Source organism: Microbulbifer sp. THAF38 (assembly GCF_009363535.1).
Taxonomy (GTDB): Bacteria; Pseudomonadota; Gammaproteobacteria; order Pseudomonadales; family Cellvibrionaceae; genus Microbulbifer.
In genome coordinates this window covers 4125108-4143090 of the sequence record NZ_CP045369.1, presented here as the reverse complement: position 1 = coordinate 4143090, position 17983 = coordinate 4125108, and the positions used below count along the sequence as shown (strand labels likewise).

Genomic DNA, 17983 nt, shown 5'->3' with positions numbered 1-17983 from the left:
CCTGAGCCTCTCGATAGTCGCCTGTAGATCCTGCTACAGAGCCGGGCGGCAGTACTTCGTTAACCGCCAAGTGTGCCGGTAATATACCCCAACCCCTAAGCAGAATATATTGAGCCGGTGGCGGATCTGGGGGGATGTGAATGGGGAAGAACGGACGTGTTACATCGAGCCCTCCTACGGGAGGGCTCGATGATACTCAAGCGATTACTGGGCCTGTTCCGGCTGCTGAACCGGCATAGCCTCCAGCTTTTGCTTCAGCTCCTTGAGCTTTTCCTTCACGCGTGCGGCGTTATCCGGGCCCATGCGAATCATCAGCTTTTGTACACCAGGCAGTTTTTCAAGCTTGGGATCGGCAAACTTATAGTAGACCGACGGGCGTACCAGCTTGATCGGGCCCTCGACCTCAGGGGCCGCGAGTACCTTATCAATTGCCTCGATCACCACCTGGTGGAAAGTTTTATTGCGGATACCCAGTTCACCATAGGCTTGCGCCAGGCGCGGATACCAATATTGGTAGAGGCCAACCGCGGTGTCGGTATCCATCAAGGCGAACAGGCGCACCGGCTGATCGTAGCGGCGATAATTGTCCGGTGATAATTCATAGCCCTCCATTGAGGAACCGGTAACAATAATGGGGCCGCGAATGGTTTTCAGTGGGCGGTGCTTGTGGATCAGGTCTCCCCGTGAGCCAGAGTTGACCGCGGCCACCCACTTGCGCACCACCTCATCGTTCACCAGCCAGCGCGACAGGGCGTTGTCTGGGGCCAGGCTCATCAGATCGTCATAAGCGGCCTTATCGCTTTCGTTGAGAGGCGGTGGGGGTTCTCTGCTGGGTTCTTCCACCGGTGCGGGTTCCTGGGGCTCCGGGGTGGCGGCTTGTTCCTGAGGCTGTTCCAGTGTTTCTGGTTCAGGGGTGCTTTGGGGCTCCTCAATGATTTTGGTAGGGGGAACCTCTTTCTTTTTTTCTTCGCCAGTCCACAGCCAATAGGCTGCCGCGGCGACGACGATCACCACAATAATTCCGATGATCCACCCATGCCTAGACTGTTGTTCCGACATTCCCTGCCTCCTTTTGCTGCTATCAGAATGTGACCCTTTGACCACGGCAAAGCGCTTCGGTTTCTCCGTGATGCCTGGGTTTTACCTTACTCTCCACAGGAGCCCATCGCAAAGGGGATTTGATTCACTCTCTGCCTGTTGCGTAGATTGTTACAGATTCTGTTCGGCTCCCTCTTTCCTACCGATTACGCCCCCGCTTGGGAGGATGTATGAATTCCATTGCGGATTAGAGTGGACCAGTGAAAATGTGCGCGTCGCATAAGAGCGGTTGAGCGCGAAGAATAAGAGAGGGAACAATGGTTAAATTCACCAGCCTACTGATGGGCCTGTTTCTGGGGGTTGTGCAGATTGCTGCAGCCGCTGAAGTGGTCGACCCTTTTTGGCGCAATGCCACTATCTATTTCATGTTGCCGGACCGGTTCAATAACGGCGACATAAGCAATGACTTTCCCTATGGCCGCAAGGATGACGCGGCACACCTGCGTGGATTCGCCGGCGGCGATCTGCGTGGTGTGATCGAGAAGATTGAGGCGGGTTATTTCAACGATCTGGGGGTAGATGCCATCTGGATGTCCCCGGTGATCGAGAATATCCACGGTCACAATGACGCTGACAAGCGCACCTATGCCTTCCACGGCTACTGGCCCAAAGACTGGACCGCAGTGGATGCCAACTTTGGCACTGAGGCCGAGTTAGCGGAGCTGATAGAGGCCGCGCACAAGCGCGGTATTCGTGTGTTACTCGATGTGATTCTCAATCACACCGGCCCGATAACCGCAAAGGACCCGGAGTGGCCCGCCAGCTGGTTGCGCAAAGGCGCGCAGTGCGATTGGTCTGATTACGCCGGTAATGTGGAGTGCGCGATCCACGCTAATCTCACCGACATCCTCACCGAGAGCGATAAGCCCGTGGCGCTGCCGCCGCAGCTTGTGGATAAGTGGCAGCGAGAGGGCCGCTTGCAACAGGAACTGAGCGAGCTGGATGCATTTTTCGCACGCACCGGCTATCCGCGCGCGCCCAAGTATTACTTGATCAAGTGGCTGACCGATTGGGTGCGGGAGTACGGCGTGGATGGCTTTCGTGTGGACACGGTAAAACATGTCGAGCCAGAATCCTGGGCAATCCTGAAAAAAGAGGCGGACCTGGCTCTGGCCGAGTGGAAAGAAAAACATCCACAGCAGAAACTCGACGATCGCGATTTCTTTATGCTGGGTGAAGTTTATCACTTTGGTGTGAATAACTATGGCCCCACTGTCGGCCGTATTTACGATTACAGTGATCAGCAAGTGGATTTTTACCAGTATGGTTTCGACAGCTTGATCAACTTCGATTTTGCCCAGGTGGCCGGTGAGCCCGCAGAGAAAATTTTCTCCAGTTATTCCACCGCACTGAATCACGGCGCGTTAAAGGGGCTGGGAGTACTCAACTACCTGGGGTCCCACGACGACCACCACTCCTTCGACCGCGAGCGCCAACAGACCCGCAGTGCCGCCAGTAAACTGATGCTGGCACCGGGGGCGGTGCAGATCTATTACGGCGATGAGCTGGCGCGCCCCATGACCGATGCCCGTGCCTTTGGCGATGCGGCCATGCGCAGCCCCATGAATTGGGACGACTTGAAAAAAGCTGAAACCCGCGCATTGCTTGCCCACTGGCAGAAGCTCGGCCAGTTCCGCCAAGCATACCCCGCCGTGGGTGCCGGTGTGCACAAAAAACTCGCCGATAAACCCTACACTTTTGCTCGCACTTTAGCCGGGGAGCAGCCGGTGGTAGTGGCAATGGAGCTGCCCCTTGGGGAGAAGCGTATTTCTGTAAAAGGCGTGTTTGCCGATGGCACGGTGTTAACGGATTACTATTCCGGTGAGCGTGCAAAAGTTGAGAGTGGCAGTGTGACTTTTAATACCGGTGGGGATCTGTTGCTGCTTTCAGCTAACGCAAAGTAGCCCTGGTTTTTAACCGGCCCGAGAAAGAAAAAGCCCGGCAAATTATTGCCGGGCTTTTTCGTAGAGCTTTCTAGCGGAATTTACACATCGGTGTTGGTGAACTGGTTGCACACCATCACATCCACGTCCAACTGGCCGATCACCCGCTCGGCGGTATTGCCGCGCAGCAGCGAGCCGGTTTCGCCGAACTGGTTGAGGGTGCCCATTACCACCAAATCCGCATCAATTTCCTTGGCCACCGCTTCCACCACATCGCTGGTATAGCCCTGCTTTACATGAATGCGGTGCGTGGGCACGCCGGTTTTATCGGCCAGCTTGGCCAGGGCGCCGCGATCGGGATAGCGCATGGAGTCCAGGTAGGCGTTCACCAGGTGCAGCTCGGCGCCGTAATGGCCGGCAATATAGGTGGCGCGCTCGCTGATCTGGCGGTTCAGCTGGCGCTGCTCCAGGGTTTTGGCCTGGTAGTTGACGGTGGCCAGCACCACTTTGCGCGCGGCTTTGGCACCGGGGCGAATCAGCACCACCGGGCAGCGTGCGGTTTTCAACACCCGCCACTTGGATTCGGCGAAGGTAAAACGGCGGCTGGATTTCTTGTGTACCGGCAGGTAGATCATTTCCGCATCGCAGCGCTTGGCCTCCTGCACAATGGCCGCCTGCCAGTCGCTGGACCAGCACACGGTGATCTCGCAGGTGAGCCCTGCCTCGGAGATGGGTTCACGGATTTGCTCGCGGAACCAGGATTCATCGCGGAATAGGTGGTCGTTCACCGCGCGGGTATCCACTGCCTCGCCGTCCACCGCGACAAACACCGCCAAGCGCGGCTGCGGGTTGCGACCGCGGGAAGTGCTCATTGCCCGCTCCAGGGCCACATGCTTGTCATCGTTGGGGTCCACGACCACGAATACGGTGCTCTGCTGCTCCATCTTTCCTCCAGATCAATGGGTGTTTCCGGTCCCTGCCTTGTGCAGTTGACTCCTGGGTCTACGTTATCACGGGGGGCCTCAGGCGCGGAGAATTAGTCGTCTTAATACGTTGAATAACGCGCCAGTCAGCCCCTAATGCCGGCGCATGATGAAGTAATGGGGAAGGACTGTATTGAGCCAGATCAAGACCGGCCGCCGGTGCGATTAGTGCCAGGTGGGGAGGGAAACCCTCGGCGGGGTTTTTTCAGTGTTTCTTAAGTTTGCCTTAATTTTGCCTCCGTAGACTCTCGCCGTGACACTCCCAAAGAGGGTTTTCAATGGCGCTACAAAGACATTATCAATACCTGGACCAGAGTGCGTTGCCCAAGCGCAGGCTGTGGCGGCGCAAACTGGATTTCGATCTGACCCGTATAGGGCAGGCAGGTCACAGCCGGGTGCAGGGATTTATCGCGCAGAAGTTTGCCGATACCTATGGTGCGCAGGTGAACCAGTTTGCCCCGCTATTGCTATCCGCCTGGCAGGAGAGCGCGTTCAGCAGTGCCCTCGGGCTGCGCCGCGCCGATAGTGGACCGCTGTTCCTGGAGCAGTACCTCGATCAGCCGGTGGAACAGGAGATCGCCGCCTTCAGTGGGAGTGCGGTAAGACGCACGGAGATTGTCGAGATCGGCAATTTGATCTCCACCAGCCGCGGTGGCAGCCAGATGCTGTTCCTGATGTTATTTGAATTATTTGCCGCCGCCGGTGTGCATTGGGCCATTTATACCGCAACTGCGGAAGTGCGCGGCCTGTTGCAGAAACTGGTGGGTCGGCAGACGGTTTTATGTGAAGCCGACGGCCGGCGTTTGGGGGATAACCTGAACGAGTGGGGTCGCTATTACGAGTCGGCTCCGGCGGTGACCGCCATCGATATGGTCGCTGAGCATCGCGCCCTGCTGGCAAATCCCCGCACCCGCGAGACTCTGCTGGCCTGTCGTGCCACGGCCCAGGCTATGTCGCCTGTCCTCAAAACCTCGGCGGGAGGAGCCAATCTATGCAATTGATAGAGCAAATTCGCCAGCAGGCTGCAAATCACCCCGAACAGCTGGCGCTGCGGGGCGAGCAGCGCACATATAGCTACGGGCAACTGCTGGCGGCCGCCGAGGAAATCGCCGCGGACCTGCAGGCGCGCGAGATCCGTGTGCTGGGCCTCTATGCCGACAATGGTCCCAATTGGTTGTTAGTGGATCTGGCCTGCCAGATAGCGCAGATCACATTGGTACCGCTGCCGGTTTTCTTTTCCCAGCAGCAGCTGGCACATACCCTGCGCGTGAGTGGTATGCAGGCCCTGTTGAGCGATAGCTGTGAACGTTTTACTGCGCTCGATATGGTGGGCCAGGCTAGGGCTGAGTTGGCCGGTATGGCCCTGATCGATATCCATGCGGAAGCGACAACGGCGCTGCCGGAACACACCGCCAAAATCACTTTTACCTCTGGCTCTACCGGCACGCCGCGCGGTGTTTGCCTGTCAGCCCGAACCCAGTTCACCACCGCCAGTGTATTGGCGCAGCAACTACAGCCTCAGGGCAACCGTGTGCACCTGTGCCTGCTGCCTCTGGCCACTCTGCTGGAGAATGTGGCCGGGGCTTACAGTAGTTGGTTGCGTGGTGGTGAGGTGGTGGTGCCGACTACGGCGCGCCTGGGCCTCAGTGGCAGTTCGGGTCTGGATGTAGCCCAGCTGGCGAGCTGTATCGATGAGTATCGTCCCCACAGCGTGATCCTGCTGCCGCAGATGTTGAAGGCGCTGCTGGAACACAGTGAGCGCAACGGCTGGCAGCCGCCGAGCTCAGTGCGCTTTGTCGCCGTGGGCGGCGGTAAGGTCTCGGCCCGGCTGTTGTTGCAGGCGCGCAGTATTGGCTTGCCGGTTTATGAAGGTTACGGATTGTCCGAATGTGGCTCGGTGGTAGCCCTGAATGTGCCAGGCGCTGACCTTCCAGGCAGCGTGGGTCTGCCCTTATCTCACTGTGATATCGCCATTCGTAATGGCGAGGTGATGGTGCGCGGTCCCCGCTACCTGGGATACCTGGATAGTGACGAGGATGGCGAAACGCAGTGGCTCGCCACCGGTGATCTGGGTGAATTAGACGCAGAAGGGTTTCTGCACATCACCGGGCGCCGCAAGAACATCCTGATCAGCGCTTTTGGGCGCAATATCTCGCCGGAGTGGATTGAGAGCGAAGTACTGCTGGAGCCGATAGTGCAACAGTGCGTGGTGGTCGGCGATGCTCGCCCCCACTGTGCTGCCCTAATTTTTGCACGCCCCGGCAGCAGCCGCGAGCAACTCGACAGTTGGTTGCAGGCAGTGAATCGCAAATTGCCGGATTACGCCCAGGTGCGCACCTGGACCGCGCTGCCGGCGCCATTAACGTTTGCCGATGGCCTGCTCACTGCCAACGGCCGCCCGCGCCGCGATCGCATCGCCGCGCAGTTCCAAAATTCTATTGATAGCCTTTATGGAGGTATCTCCTCATGAGTTTTTACAATCTGCTTGAACAGCAAACTGCCGACGCCCGTCAGTCTCTGATGGAGGTACCTTTTATCCAACGCGCCGCACGGGGTGAGATTGCCTTGCAGGAATATGTGGCCTTCCTCACTCAGGCCTATCACCACGTCAAGCACACGGTGCCGCTGATGATGGCCTGTGGCAGTCGCCTGACTCAGCAACAGGAATGGTTGCGCGAGGCGGTTGCGGAATATATCGAGGAGGAAACCGGTCACCAGGAATGGGTGCTCAACGATATTGCCGCCTGTGGCGGCGATGCGGAAGCGGTGCGCAACGGCCGCCCCAACCTGAGTACCGAACTGATGGTGTCCTACGCCTATGACAACATCGCCCGCGGCAATCCCCTCGGCTTTTTCGGCATGGTGCATGTGCTTGAAGGCACCAGTACCGCCGTAGCAACGCAAGCCGCGCGCGCCATTCAGAAAACCCACGGGCTGCCCAACAAGGCATTCAGCTATCTGCTCTCTCACGGCGATCTGGATATCGGCCATGTGGATTTCTTCAAGGGGCTGATGAATCGCATCGATAATCCCGATGACCAGGCCGTGATCCTGCACTGCTCGCGGGTGATGTACCGCCTGTATGGGGATATTTTCCGCGAACTGGACAACCCCTTTAACGTGCAGGAGGCCGCTTGATATGACGGCAAGAGAAACGCTCACGGTACTGATTACCGGTGCCAGCGGCGGAATTGGCAGTGCCATCAGCCGCTTGCTGGCCGAACAGGGCCACCGGCTGCTATTGCAGGGGCGCAACACTGCGCGCCTGCAACAGTTAAAAGTGGGGCTGCCCCACAGCGACAGGCACCAGGTACTGGTGGCCGATCTGTGTGATGGCGCAAGCCGTTCCGAGCTGGTGCGTAGCTGCGAGCAACTGCCTGGCGGTGTGGATGTGCTGGTCAACAACGCCGGCATCGCTTCTTTTTCCCTGCTCAGCGACATTGGTGATGCCGAGCTGGGCAGGTTGTTACACACCAACCTGATCGCGCCTATGGCGCTTACTCGCGATTTGCTGCCGACACTACAGCGCAGCGAACACGCCGCCATCATTAACATCGGCTCGGCCTTTGGTCATATCGGTCATCCGGGCTTTGGGGCCTATGGTGCCAGTAAAGCGGGGTTGCACGGCTTTACCGAAACCCTGCGCCGGGAGTTGGCGGGCAGTAAGGTGCGTGTGCACTACCTGGCGCCCAGGGCGGTGGATACCCCTCTCAACAGCGACGCAGTCAACGATTTGAATCGGGCACTCGGCAACAAGTCCGACTCGCCACAATTTGTCGCCGCCCAATGCCTGCGTTTACTACAGAGTAAACACGGCCGCAGGCGCTTCATCGGCTGGCCCGAGCGCCTGTTTATCAAGGTCAATGCGCTCCTGCCCTCTCTTGTGGATAGCGCGCTGGCAAAGAAACTGCCTTTGGTTCGCCAATTTGTCCGCGGGAGAACTCCGCCAACAGTACAGGATAAGACGGCTCCCGGCGCGCTCTGAGCGCGCCGGCCTTTTCAATTCAACAACTAATTCAACAACCACTCCCGCGCCACCCACCGTCCCGGCAAAGGCACTATGCTCTGGCGGTGGGGGAGGGCGTTGCACAGCGCTCTCCTAACCTGTTTCCATTGCTGAAGAGCCCAGGCCAATGCGCATCCTGCTGATCGAAGATAACCAATCCCTGGCCGAGGGGATGGTCACCGCCCTGCAGAGAGGGGGCTATGCCGTTGATCACGCGGCCCGCGGCAGTGAGGGCATTGCTCTGACTCAGGCGGCGATACCGGATGTGATTATTCTCGATCTAGGCCTGCCAGACCTGGATGGTGTGGAGGTGTTGAAACGGTTGCGGGCTAAATCAATTCGCTCGCCGGTATTGATTCTCACCGCCCGCGATGATCTCCCCTCAAAAGTGCAGGGCCTGGATGCCGGTGCCGATGACTATCTGACCAAGCCCTTTGCAGTAGATGAGCTACTGGCGCGCTTGCGCGCTCTGGAAAGGCGCGGCGGCAGCGGTCTCAGTGCGGAAATCCTGATTGGCGATGTAGCCATTAATTTATCCAGTCATAGCGTGACGAGGGCTGGGCAGGAAATAAAACTTTCGCGGCGGGAATTCAGCCTGCTGCGCGCCTTGGCCGAGCGCCCCGGCCATATTCTCAGTCGCGAACAGCTGGAGGATAAGCTGTACAGCTGGGGTGAGGAGGTTTCCAGTAATACTGTGGATGTGCATATCCACAATTTACGCAAAAAAATCTATCCAGAGTTTATTCAGACCATTCGCGGCGTTGGCTACAAACTGGAAGCGGCTGGCGGCGCATGAAATCTATCCGTATTTTTCTGCTGATCGCGCTGCTCAGTATTATCATGCTGGTCAATTTTGTCTCGGCACTGCGCGGCTACCGCGACACCATGGCGGAAGCGCAGCGACTGTTTGACCGCCAATTAAGCGCCTCCGCCAGGTTATTGGCAGATATGCCGGTGGCAACAGGGGCCGAGCGGGTGGTGGCCCAACCCGAGGCCATGGTGATGCAGGTATGGTCTGAGGATAAGAAATTACTGGTGCGCTCCGCCGAGGCCCCGACGCAACCCCTCAGTGACTTTGCCGTTGGCTATAAGGAAATAAATTTCTCGGGCTACCGTTGGCGCAGTCTCGCCGAATACTTTCCCGATAATGGCCACTGGATTATCGTTGCCGAGAGATCTGACCTGCGTTACCAGCTGGCAGAAAAATTGGCGATTGCCGCAGTACTCCCGATACTGTTGGGCCTACCGATTGCCGGGTTGCTGATTTGGTTTGTAGTGGGGCGCGGCCTTTCCAGTTTGCGCAAACTCGCCGAAGACCTGCATAGCAAACGCGCCGAAGATCTGACACCACTGTCAGAGGGTAGCCCCCCACAGGAACTGCTCCCGGTGGTGCAATCCATTAATGCGTTACTCGCGCGCCTGCAGGCCTCTTTTGAGCGCGAGCGGCGCTTTTCTGCCGATGCTGCCCATGAATTGCGCACGCCCATCGCCGCCATCCAGGTACACGCGCATAATCTGGAGAGTGATTTTGAGCGGGCTGGGCAAACAGTAATGCCCCAGAGTCTGGTCAAGCTGGAAGATAGTGTTCAGCGCATGGCGCACTTAGTAGAGCAAATGCTGGATTTATTTCGCACTACACCCGAACACTACCCGGCGCGCTTTGAGATACTCAATCTTCACGCCCTGGCACGAGAGGTATTGGCAGAGGAATACCCGATCTTTGCCCAGAGAAAGCAACAGGTGGAACTACTGGGCGGTAGGGTATTTCTGCGTGGCGACCGTTTTGCACTGACTATTCTTTTAAAAAATCTCCTGCGCAATGCGGCGAAATACACTCCTAAGGAGGGCCATGTGCAAGTGAGTACCCGGTTAATCAAAGGGGATATTCTTCTACAAGTGGAGGATTCAGGGCCGGGGATTCCAGAGGAAGAGTACCCCAGGGTTTTTGAACGGTTCTACCGAGTGGGGGGCGACCGCCACCAGAGCACTGCCCCCGGTTGCGGATTGGGCCTTTCCATTGTGCAGCATATCGCTCGCCTTCACGGAGCTTCAATCGAACTCGGCCAGTCACACTTTGGCCAAGGGCTTTCAATAACCGTGCGTTTTAAAAAAGCAAAGGACGACAAGGATGCGTAGTTGCTTACAGGTGCGAAGAAAAACCTATAAAAAACAGAAAAAGAGCGGCGCTTTGGTTGCAGGTCTTTGGATTTTGGTTTCAATTTTATTGGGTGCCTGCGCTCCAGATACTAATAAACCCACTGTAAAATTAGAAATCCACAACCATCTTTTTAACCCTTCCGAACTGGTGGTACCCGCCGATACGGAAATTAAACTGGTGATCTACAATCGAGATGCCTCCCCAGAAGAATTTGAGAGTTACCAGCTCAACCGAAAAAAAGTGATCATGGGTAATAGCAAGGCAGTGCTATTTATTGGCCCTTTGCCAGCAGGTGAATATCTGTTTTTTGGTGAATTCCATTCCATAACGGCTCAGGGAAAAATTATCGCACAGTAGCGAAAGGCTTATGTTATTAACCTCTGTAATGGTAGTACTGCGGGAAGTGTTGGAAGTGGCGCTGCTGCTCAGTGTGCTATTGGCGACTACCCGAATACTGGATCTTCGCGCCCGCTGGTTTTATATCGCGCTGTTACTCGGTGGATTGGCTGCAATCGTCTATGGTGAAAACCTTGCGCGAGTCTCCCAGGCAATAAATGGTACAGGCCAGGAGCTGGTGAATGCCGGAATATTAATCACAATCTATATATTATTAGCAATAGTCACCACCTTGTTGTTATTTAACTGGCGTAAGCAGCAATACCATTTATCCATCTTACAGGGCGCTATGCTACTGGCAGTCACACTCGCAATTATGCGTGAGGGGTCAGAAGTTTATGTTTATCTTACTTCCTTTTGGCTGCACCCACCACTCTTACCCTCTGTAATAATCGGTGCATTGCTAGGTGCCGGTATCGGCTACAGTTTAGGTGCATTATTTTATTACTTTTTATGTAGTCTATCACCCAAATATACTTTGATGGCCTCCTGTATATTACTCACCATCTTGGCAGCCGGAATGATTCTTCAGGCCACGCAATTATTCATTCAAGCAAATTTACTGCCTGGGCAAGAGCCCCTCTGGGATAGTTCCCAACTATTAAGGGAGGACTCAATCCCCGGGCAGCTACTCTTTGCTGTAGCTGGTTACGAAGCCACACCGACCCCTCTGGAAGTAATGGTCTACGCAGGCAGTATTTTTCTTATGCTGTGCGTGCTTGGGGGTGTTTATTGTAGGTGTTCCAGAGATTAACTAGTGGTAGATAAGTTATTCCATGAGGCTTTATTTACGTCTTTTCTTATTGAGGGCATTCTCGTAAATATAGTCTTTCATTCTCATGGCCGAATCATCCATACTCTCAAATAACACATATTCGCGCAATCCTGCTTTGAGACAGAGTGTATTGAATTTTGCGGCTGGTGTGTGCTTAGTGTTCATAATATAGCTTGAAATATATAGGTCTTTTAGCCCCCATTTTAATCTGCACATGGGCTTCCATTTCCATGGGATTAATCCTCTCATGAACACTATCTTTCTATTAAAGTCTATTTTTGTCTGAACAGGAAAGAGCTGTCCCCTTAGACCTATTAAGGTGGAGAGCAATATAGGAGATACACAGAGAATAACCCACTCAGGACCAAGATCCAGCGTGATATTAGCGATATATAAAGTTAGCAAGCTTAATCCTGCTAAAACAATAAAGATAACACAGTAAGAGTTTCTCTTAATAGTTACTGTGCCATCAGCGATAATACATTTTTTGGATAAATTCATGGTCTACTAACTACTAGAATTTTAAATATCAAGTCTTTTACATAGTGGTTTTATCGTATATTTCATAAATAAAAATATGTAGCCGACACTGCTGGGTCAGCCACCATACCTCAAGAGTTTATAAAATTATTAAGCAGTTTTAACCTGCTAAATGTGAACCCTACCGCTATCTGAAATATATATCGAAGAAATGCCCTTAATTATAATGGAGCTCCATAATCGTTTCATCGAACTCATCCTGATTTACGACTTTAAACCCAAATCGTTCGAAAAAAGGTTTCATGGTGTCATATCCTTCAACGTAACAAATGGATATAGAATCAAAGCCTTCAAGTTTCTTTATTTCTGCTAATGCGAGTTTCACTGCTTCTGAATTGTAGCCTTGACCTTGAAAGCTGATGTCAATCAATAATTGATCTATAAAGATTTCGTCTGATTTGCCATTGCCATGATTTGGGTAATATTGGATAAATCCAATGGGCTTATCCCCAAGATAAACGCCTCGATTGATGTAATGATCATAAAACTTGGATGCGGCAATAGCTTCTGAAGGTAGAGCAACATAATTTTCCTGCTCTTTTGTAATATCGAGGTCAATCATATCGACCCAGTTATCTTTTGTTATTTCTCGTAAATTAATGTTCAATGATATAAATCCTTTTTATATACAATGGGAAGACTAATATTAATTTATAGGAGTGGAACACAGAGCAGTGAGTGCCTTTGTTCTACATTGTGGGTTTACTTGAATCACTAGCCGTCGTTCACTGGTCTAAATACTTTCTTAGGCACTTGGCTTTATTGAGAACTTTGCTTTTCAACTCGCAGTTATCACAAGCATATACATCAATTTATTGAATAGGTAATAGGCTTCGCGAGAATTTCCTTGGCCTTCTTTTATCTGTGAAAGATTATATATGAGGCTACTGCAAAAAGTGGAGTCAAACAAACTAATACAAGAGTTCCATTTCTCATTATGGTTTTTCACCGCTGGTGCTATCTGAGCAATCCTCTAGGAACCAGTAAGAACACCAGTTTACTGCCGGCGATTATTAATCTTTTGTGCTCGAACATTCAGTTGGTAATCTCCAACGCTAGACAGCAAGCACACAACACCGCAAATGAAGGCGAAGAAGGCTAGAATCCAAAAAAATACAGGTTGATCTTTGACTGTTAAAAGAATTTCTTCTGGACGAAAACGTCCCTTTGTTAGGAGGAATTTTCCATCCAGCATAAGCCAAGGAATTAGCCCTAAAAATATACCTGAAGCTATCAGCAAGTTGATGATTGGCGGCTGATGAGATTGCCTAGGGGCTCCGAATTCTATTAGTGCTTTCCAGTTCATATAAAATCTTAATACAGGGGTAAGGGGGCGGTTCGGGTAATATTAACGCGTCGTAAATCCGTTCAGTGACGGGTCTTAAGCTCAGAGCGTACTTGAGCGAATTTTTATATCTAGCCCAATACACAGTCCATTTCTGTTTCCACAAGCCATGCCAGATCTATAAAGCGACTTACCTCAACAAATGTGCATGCAGGCTTTATTGTAGAGAATAGCTCTCCATGTGCTTTTGCTGCTTCTTCCCAGCGGGATATATCCGTAAGCATGATACGGGTTCTGATGATACCCGCTGGTTCTCCACCTGCTTCTAGTATGGCCTTCATTGAAAGCTCCATACAGTACTTCGTTTGAGCATACACATCACCTATGTAAGCGGTCTGGCCATCCTTGATAGGTGCCGTACCAGAAACAGAAATTAGGTTTCCCACTCGGCACGCTCTAGAAAATCCTATCGGCTCTTCCAGATGAGAACCTGAAGAGATTAGTTTTCTCATGTTTCCCTAATTGAGTAAAACACCCACTGTAACGTAGTGAGTACAGGCCTGTAAGATCGAAGTTACTGCTGCACATTACAAGGAACGAACAGCGAGTAGTTTTCTTATCGTAACAGTATTTAACCAAACAATAACAGATGCTACTGCAAATTGACCTAGTGAGTGGAGAAAGAGTTTCGGCCAGAAATCTATTTCCTCAGTTAGCAGTGGGTGCCAAACATATACAAGAGTCAAATTTCCTGGAAATAGAAATATCTTGTACCCAGGCATACCGCCGCCCCAGACATTCCAATTTAACGCAAATGCAATGAGCCCAATTACTAACGCTAAAGCACCGCCATAAATTGCGATGGTAGTCGAATTGAATTTACTCATTGTGCATCGTACTCCTTAAAGTAGAGGTACGACTTTATATGCGATCTACCGCTTATGATTTTTAGACCACTAGTGATCATAATTACACTATTACTTGTTAGGTTTCTTAGTATCTTGTGTGCTGAGCCTGTTCATGATTTATGGTGTTCGGGTTAGGGGCCGCTGGAGCGGAGTATAGGTAGCCCCAACCGTGTTGTTTCGCAGCGACTACAACCCTTGCTATGTGTGTTACCCGCAACAGTTTTGTCCTCGCTGGATTGGCGGACATTTTACCGTGCCATAAGAACAGAAAACGCAGCAATCACCAGGCTTTGGCTTAAGCAGTGTTCGGCACTGTTCACATTCATAAAAAAAGACACAATAATTCGTAGGCATGGTCTCAGTCTTTTGATGTCGGCACTTGGGGCAAGTAATCATCGTTTCTAGAATCATGGTAGCCTTAAACTCACTCTACGATTAGTGTCGCAATTATGCGCTTACAAATAATGATCAAAGTAGCAGTGAGATACACATCTGCTGACGATGTTTGTTAGTTGCCTTTAAGTTTATCGATAAAGGCATCGTTGATGTCCGTGCCTTTTTCTAAAAACTTATAATCTAGCAAGTGATCCAAATCCTCGTAATTAATGTGCTCACACTGATTTTCACTCTTAGCGTTCATTTTATCGCAAATATCATTTGCCATCTGAGGCGCCGGCCAAATTGCATCATTTTCGCCGGTCATCAGTACGACTCTGGCTCTTATATCATTAACAGAAATATCTGCTTTATTGCCATCAACACGGTTCGCTAATGACTGGGCATATAGATCCCGCAAACCGTTTACCGGCCCAGAGGGTTTAAATGGGATATGAGTTAACTCTTGCCCTTTCTCCGTCCAACTTGATGCAGGTACTTTTGTCCAATCTTTTAAAATGCCTGCCCAAACTACTGAGCTTGGTGCTATTGCCACTACCTTTGAAATCTCTGCATCTTTTGATGCTAAGAGTAATGCCAGTTCGGCACCCTTAGACCAGCCAACAATTATTAACTCATCTGGCTTTACATTATTCTGACTCTTTAACCAAGACTTAGCCTCAGTGAAATATTCCAGCGGGATCTTCTCTAGTTCTTGGGGTAATCCATCGGCATTAAAATAGGCTAAAGCCAACGTTGGATATCCTGCGTCGACAACTGGCTGAGCGAGCTTTTCAGGTAGCCCGCCTTCTGACCCGCCCAGGACCAACACAGCAACCTGCTGCTCAGCTGATGAAGATGGATAATATTTTCCGACAAAATCGTTGTTCTCTAAATTAAAATCAACAGTAGAGGCATTTAAGCTTTGGCCCATAAAAAATGAATAAACCAATGTGGCTTTCATGATCTTCTTTAACATGCTTTTTCCCGTGTGGCTAAAATTTTGTTGATTACTGATCTTGCCTTTGTGTTAGGCCGAGGTCTAACTATACAAGGTGTCTAATAATTGTGTATAGGTCTTACTACTAACACCCTCAATATTCTGCTTGAAGCTGTTAAGCGGACTCTTTGTGAATATCCGTTTATTTTTTACCGAGACGTACCACAAACGGGTGCCTTTCAGTTGCCCATTCATGGCAGAGATCAGATAAATACTGAGTTAACTCACCTTCCGTAATTTCTGGCGGAACAAATATTTCGGTGTCTCGGCGCTTGCCTTCAGAACTCTGATAGAAGGTTTTCCAGTGATTTTTGTTTCTTTCAACTAAGACTTCTCTACCAAAAATATTATATTTATACCTTTCCATGACTTTGGCCTCTGCCTAATGCCCGTATCACCGGAGACATTGTAGTAGATCAAATTGTAGCAAAGTGCGCCTGGAGTACCATAATTGTCGATACTTAGGTTTTTTATGCATGCGATTGTTAGATTTTTCCATGGTTGAACCAGCTTATTTGGATAGCTGACAATGCTTTGCAAGATGAAACTCTTGCAGATACATATTTAATGTTAGGTACATTTTCACTAGTGCTCAGTGTGGACCAAATCTCAGTAGCACTATTTCGCCCAAAGGCCGAATTAGTAAAGTTATACTTACTACCATTTTTACCAATAAGAATAAGTTTTATACAGCCTTCTGGGAAAGTTGAGCGTAGATACTGATTTTATTTCAGATAATCTACTATCGGGACGGAAGAAAAGAATACCCCTCTCCCGGGACACGCTGTGAATACATCCCTGTATGCTCGTAATCGGCATCCATGCCTCATACGGTCCCGGGAGAGGGGTATTCTTCCCTTCCGCCTTATTAGTAAGCCTTCATTAGAATATTGGCTAATATCAACGTAAAATCTAGCCCACTTGCTATAAGCGGTAATTGGTTTGTCAAAAGAGATTAAGGACGGTTGATCGGATATGTAAATTGGTTCAGGAGTAACAATGGTACTACCACCAAACACCAATATCAAAATCCATTCAAGCATCCAGATGCCCCATAAAATCTACGTTTGAATTCACCGACCTGTGTGGCTTGTGGCTCTGGTCCGGTGATTTTGTGTTAGTTATCTGCTCGCGACTGTGCAGAGATTACATTTCCAATCCACTCTTTATAGTGACTCAAGCGGACATTACAACTAATTTGCCCATACTGCCCCGGGGGATTCCTGATAGCACCTTGTGGAGCTGTCCATGAAGTCAATCCTGCCAACAGCCAATCGTCATCAGTTTGGATAAAGATTGGACCGCCGCTATCACCATTCCCCTCTCCGCCCTCAAGGGGTAGTGCTTCCGGTGGTGCATCAAACACATAGCAGAACCAGCGGCCATGAGCGCTTGTGACTTTATTTTCCGCACGACGAAGTTCAGTACGGTGCGAGTCATGAAAGTTGTACCCAGTGAAGCCGGTACCTGTAGCGCCTTTTCCTATGATCTTGATGCTCTGACCGAACTCATTATCTCCTTTGTAGATGGCGACAGGAGAGACATCAGTAATGGGCTGTGCCAATTTGAGAAGTGCAATGTCATCTGAGGAGGAGAGCAGCACTGCAAACAGCGTCCACTCCCAAGTGGCCAATGCATGATCAAGTAGCTCCTGTGACGGTTTTTTGTATCCCGAGTGTATTATCAGGCGCTCTATATTCCTGGGTTTGCCATTGAGGATTATCTGTTCAGGGCGCCATGTGACCGCATGTGCGGCAGTTATTACCCATTGAGGAGCAATGAGTATTCCGTGCCCCTCACCAGGTATGTCTGCAAGAGCAGGATATTCAGACCCAAGCACTCTATATTTTGAATCGTCAACGTCATCTCGAATGACGATTGCGTAGACGCTGGAGGATACAAAAAACAGTACAAACAACATAAGTCGATTCATATGGGATGCCTTTGTAAATGTCCTTAAGGGGCTAACATTTATATAGTGATCATCATGACCACTATTATTTTGATTACTATTCTGGAAGTAGTTTAACCTTAGCTACCAAGAAATAAGTTAAATTATCTTTTTTTATGAATTTGGCACTGATGTAACATTTGCGATGCGGATATTGTTACAACTATCTCAATAATTCCTTACCATTCCAATAGGCTTTTAAAAAATTATAATTTTAATTTCGCTAGATCGGAAATAATGATCATAGTGAAAGAAGTCTCTAGTTCAACATGGTCTCATGGATGATACATGCCTAATTTCTTTAGGTGGAATCAAAACGATGGGTTTTAGGCAGAATAGGGTCGCCTAGTAAATAGAAAGGAAATATTAGAGCAGTCTGTGGCTAATAATCTGAACCCCTATAGTGATTGACATGTTAGTAATTTATACGAGAGTGATAATTGTAATTGCTCTAGCTACCATGAACTGATCTTTAGCAAGATAAAATGGTATTGGTCTATGTCAAATAGGGTTGTTTTTAAATGGTTATTAATCCTTAAGCTTCACTGACTCAACTTAATTTGAAAGCTGTCGCCTAAAATTTAAACCTGTTGTTTTTTGAACACCGCACTGCCTCTCTTGTTGC

At 50.5% G+C, this 17983-nt stretch carries 20 protein-coding genes; 9 read left to right on the top strand and 11 right to left on the bottom strand.

What is annotated here, in order from left to right:
• Window positions 1-204: 204 nt before the first annotated feature.
• Window positions 205-1059 carry a DUF3014 domain-containing protein gene (locus FIU95_RS17915; protein ID WP_152455149.1) on the bottom strand — a complete coding sequence of 285 codons (855 nt, stop codon included), beginning with the start codon at window positions 1057-1059 and terminating at the stop codon, window positions 205-207.
• 296 nt (window positions 1060-1355) lie between these two features.
• Between FIU95_RS17915 and FIU95_RS17910 the strand changes: the two genes are divergently transcribed.
• Window positions 1356-3002, top strand: coding sequence for an alpha-amylase family glycosyl hydrolase (locus FIU95_RS17910; RefSeq protein WP_152455147.1), 1647 nt, complete (start codon window positions 1356-1358; stop codon window positions 3000-3002).
• 80 nt (window positions 3003-3082) lie between these two features.
• Here the strand turns inward: FIU95_RS17910 and FIU95_RS17905 are convergent, their stop codons facing one another.
• Window positions 3083-3925 carry a universal stress protein gene (locus FIU95_RS17905; RefSeq protein WP_152455145.1) on the bottom strand — a complete coding sequence of 281 codons (843 nt, stop codon included), beginning with the start codon at window positions 3923-3925 and terminating at the stop codon, window positions 3083-3085.
• A gap of 317 nt (window positions 3926-4242) precedes the next feature.
• Here FIU95_RS17905 and FIU95_RS17900 point away from each other — a divergent pair, with 317 nt between their 5' ends.
• The 8 genes from FIU95_RS17900 to FIU95_RS17865 all read left to right on the top strand — a co-directional run bounded on the left by FIU95_RS17900 (window position 4243) and on the right by FIU95_RS17865 (window position 11278).
• Window positions 4243-4965 carry a thermostable hemolysin gene (locus FIU95_RS17900; RefSeq protein WP_152455143.1) on the top strand — a complete coding sequence of 241 codons (723 nt, stop codon included), beginning with the start codon at window positions 4243-4245 and terminating at the stop codon, window positions 4963-4965.
• Window positions 4956-6434: an AMP-binding protein gene (locus tag FIU95_RS17895; RefSeq protein WP_152455141.1), complete on the top strand. Its 1479-nt coding sequence runs from the start codon at window positions 4956-4958 to the stop codon at window positions 6432-6434. The genes FIU95_RS17900 and FIU95_RS17895 overlap by 10 nt, the downstream gene beginning before the upstream one ends.
• The gene (locus FIU95_RS17890; RefSeq protein WP_152455139.1) at window positions 6431-7102 is read left to right on the top strand and encodes a TenA family transcriptional regulator; all 672 of its coding nucleotides are present in this window, start codon (window positions 6431-6433) and stop codon (window positions 7100-7102) included. The genes FIU95_RS17895 and FIU95_RS17890 overlap by 4 nt, the downstream gene beginning before the upstream one ends.
• A gap of 1 nt (window position 7103) precedes the next feature.
• The gene (locus FIU95_RS17885; RefSeq protein ID WP_152455137.1) at window positions 7104-7949 is read left to right on the top strand and encodes an SDR family oxidoreductase; all 846 of its coding nucleotides are present in this window, start codon (window positions 7104-7106) and stop codon (window positions 7947-7949) included.
• Between the two features lie 148 nt (window positions 7950-8097).
• Complete coding sequence (locus FIU95_RS17880) at window positions 8098-8766, top strand: response regulator transcription factor (protein WP_152455135.1); 669 nt, start codon at window positions 8098-8100, stop codon at window positions 8764-8766.
• Window positions 8763-10106 carry an ATP-binding protein gene (locus FIU95_RS17875; RefSeq protein WP_152455133.1) on the top strand — a complete coding sequence of 448 codons (1344 nt, stop codon included), beginning with the start codon at window positions 8763-8765 and terminating at the stop codon, window positions 10104-10106. The genes FIU95_RS17880 and FIU95_RS17875 overlap by 4 nt, the downstream gene beginning before the upstream one ends.
• On the top strand, window positions 10099-10485 hold the full coding sequence (locus FIU95_RS17870; protein ID WP_152455131.1) for a cupredoxin domain-containing protein: 387 nt from the start codon (window positions 10099-10101) through the stop codon (window positions 10483-10485). Before FIU95_RS17875 ends, FIU95_RS17870 begins: the two co-directional genes overlap by 8 nt.
• Before the next feature lie 10 nt (window positions 10486-10495).
• Entirely contained in the window at window positions 10496-11278 is a 783-nt protein-coding gene (locus tag FIU95_RS17865; RefSeq protein ID WP_152455129.1) for an FTR1 family protein, read from the top strand.
• 30 nt (window positions 11279-11308) lie between these two features.
• Here the strand turns inward: FIU95_RS17865 and FIU95_RS17860 are convergent, their stop codons facing one another.
• The 9 genes from FIU95_RS17860 to FIU95_RS17820 form a co-directional block, all read right to left on the bottom strand.
• Window positions 11309-11800 (bottom strand): hypothetical protein, encoded by a 492-nt coding sequence (locus tag FIU95_RS17860; RefSeq protein WP_152455127.1) that lies wholly within the window; start codon window positions 11798-11800, stop codon window positions 11309-11311.
• A 196-nt stretch (window positions 11801-11996) separates the two neighbouring features.
• Window positions 11997-12446: a GNAT family N-acetyltransferase gene (locus FIU95_RS17855; RefSeq protein WP_152455125.1), complete on the bottom strand. Its 450-nt coding sequence runs from the start codon at window positions 12444-12446 to the stop codon at window positions 11997-11999.
• A gap of 390 nt (window positions 12447-12836) precedes the next feature.
• Window positions 12837-13145, bottom strand: coding sequence for a hypothetical protein (locus FIU95_RS17850; RefSeq protein WP_152455123.1), 309 nt, complete (start codon window positions 13143-13145; stop codon window positions 12837-12839).
• Window positions 13146-13255: 110 nt separating this feature from the next.
• The gene (locus tag FIU95_RS17845) at window positions 13256-13636 is read right to left on the bottom strand and encodes a Rid family hydrolase (RefSeq protein ID WP_152455121.1); all 381 of its coding nucleotides are present in this window, start codon (window positions 13634-13636) and stop codon (window positions 13256-13258) included.
• Window positions 13637-13711: 75 nt separating this feature from the next.
• The gene (locus FIU95_RS17840) at window positions 13712-14011 is read right to left on the bottom strand and encodes a hypothetical protein (protein ID WP_152455119.1); all 300 of its coding nucleotides are present in this window, start codon (window positions 14009-14011) and stop codon (window positions 13712-13714) included.
• 228 nt (window positions 14012-14239) lie between these two features.
• The gene (locus FIU95_RS21640) at window positions 14240-14443 is read right to left on the bottom strand and encodes a GDCCVxC domain-containing (seleno)protein (protein ID WP_152455118.1); all 204 of its coding nucleotides are present in this window, start codon (window positions 14441-14443) and stop codon (window positions 14240-14242) included.
• Window positions 14444-14540: 97 nt separating this feature from the next.
• The gene (locus FIU95_RS17830) at window positions 14541-15386 is read right to left on the bottom strand and encodes an acyl-CoA thioester hydrolase/BAAT C-terminal domain-containing protein (RefSeq protein ID WP_172975449.1); all 846 of its coding nucleotides are present in this window, start codon (window positions 15384-15386) and stop codon (window positions 14541-14543) included.
• Between the two features lie 163 nt (window positions 15387-15549).
• On the bottom strand, window positions 15550-15774 hold the full coding sequence (locus tag FIU95_RS17825) for a hypothetical protein (protein ID WP_152455116.1): 225 nt from the start codon (window positions 15772-15774) through the stop codon (window positions 15550-15552).
• Between the two features lie 750 nt (window positions 15775-16524).
• Complete coding sequence (locus FIU95_RS17820; RefSeq protein ID WP_152455114.1) at window positions 16525-17340, bottom strand: trypsin-like serine protease; 816 nt, start codon at window positions 17338-17340, stop codon at window positions 16525-16527.
• Between the last annotated feature and the right edge of the window lie 643 nt (window positions 17341-17983).

Coding starts and splice junctions, on each gene's coding strand:
- FIU95_RS17880 (WP_152455135.1), top strand. CDS start 8,098: ATGCGCATCCTGCTGATCGAAGATAACCAATCCCTGGCCGAGGGGATG.
- FIU95_RS17865 (WP_152455129.1), top strand. CDS start 10,496: ATGTTATTAACCTCTGTAATGGTAGTACTGCGGGAAGTGTTGGAAGTG.
- FIU95_RS17875 (WP_152455133.1), top strand. CDS start 8,763: ATGAAATCTATCCGTATTTTTCTGCTGATCGCGCTGCTCAGTATTATC.
- FIU95_RS17870 (WP_152455131.1), top strand. CDS start 10,099: ATGCGTAGTTGCTTACAGGTGCGAAGAAAAACCTATAAAAAACAGAAA.
- FIU95_RS17905 (WP_152455145.1), bottom strand. CDS start 3,925: ATGGAGCAGCAGAGCACCGTATTCGTGGTCGTGGACCCCAACGATGAC.
- FIU95_RS17850 (WP_152455123.1), bottom strand. CDS start 13,145: ATGAACTGGAAAGCACTAATAGAATTCGGAGCCCCTAGGCAATCTCAT.
- FIU95_RS17910 (WP_152455147.1), top strand. CDS start 1,356: ATGGTTAAATTCACCAGCCTACTGATGGGCCTGTTTCTGGGGGTTGTG.
- FIU95_RS17820 (WP_152455114.1), bottom strand. CDS start 17,340: ATGAATCGACTTATGTTGTTTGTACTGTTTTTTGTATCCTCCAGCGTC.
- FIU95_RS17885 (WP_152455137.1), top strand. CDS start 7,104: ATGACGGCAAGAGAAACGCTCACGGTACTGATTACCGGTGCCAGCGGC.
- FIU95_RS17915 (WP_152455149.1), bottom strand. CDS start 1,059: ATGTCGGAACAACAGTCTAGGCATGGGTGGATCATCGGAATTATTGTG.
- FIU95_RS17830 (WP_172975449.1), bottom strand. CDS start 15,386: ATGTTAAAGAAGATCATGAAAGCCACATTGGTTTATTCATTTTTTATG.
- FIU95_RS17890 (WP_152455139.1), top strand. CDS start 6,431: ATGAGTTTTTACAATCTGCTTGAACAGCAAACTGCCGACGCCCGTCAG.
- FIU95_RS17895 (WP_152455141.1), top strand. CDS start 4,956: ATGCAATTGATAGAGCAAATTCGCCAGCAGGCTGCAAATCACCCCGAA.
- FIU95_RS21640 (WP_152455118.1), bottom strand. CDS start 14,443: ATGATTCTAGAAACGATGATTACTTGCCCCAAGTGCCGACATCAAAAG.
- FIU95_RS17900 (WP_152455143.1), top strand. CDS start 4,243: ATGGCGCTACAAAGACATTATCAATACCTGGACCAGAGTGCGTTGCCC.
- FIU95_RS17860 (WP_152455127.1), bottom strand. CDS start 11,800: ATGAATTTATCCAAAAAATGTATTATCGCTGATGGCACAGTAACTATT.
- FIU95_RS17825 (WP_152455116.1), bottom strand. CDS start 15,774: ATGGAAAGGTATAAATATAATATTTTTGGTAGAGAAGTCTTAGTTGAA.
- FIU95_RS17840 (WP_152455119.1), bottom strand. CDS start 14,011: ATGAGTAAATTCAATTCGACTACCATCGCAATTTATGGCGGTGCTTTA.
- FIU95_RS17845 (WP_152455121.1), bottom strand. CDS start 13,636: ATGAGAAAACTAATCTCTTCAGGTTCTCATCTGGAAGAGCCGATAGGA.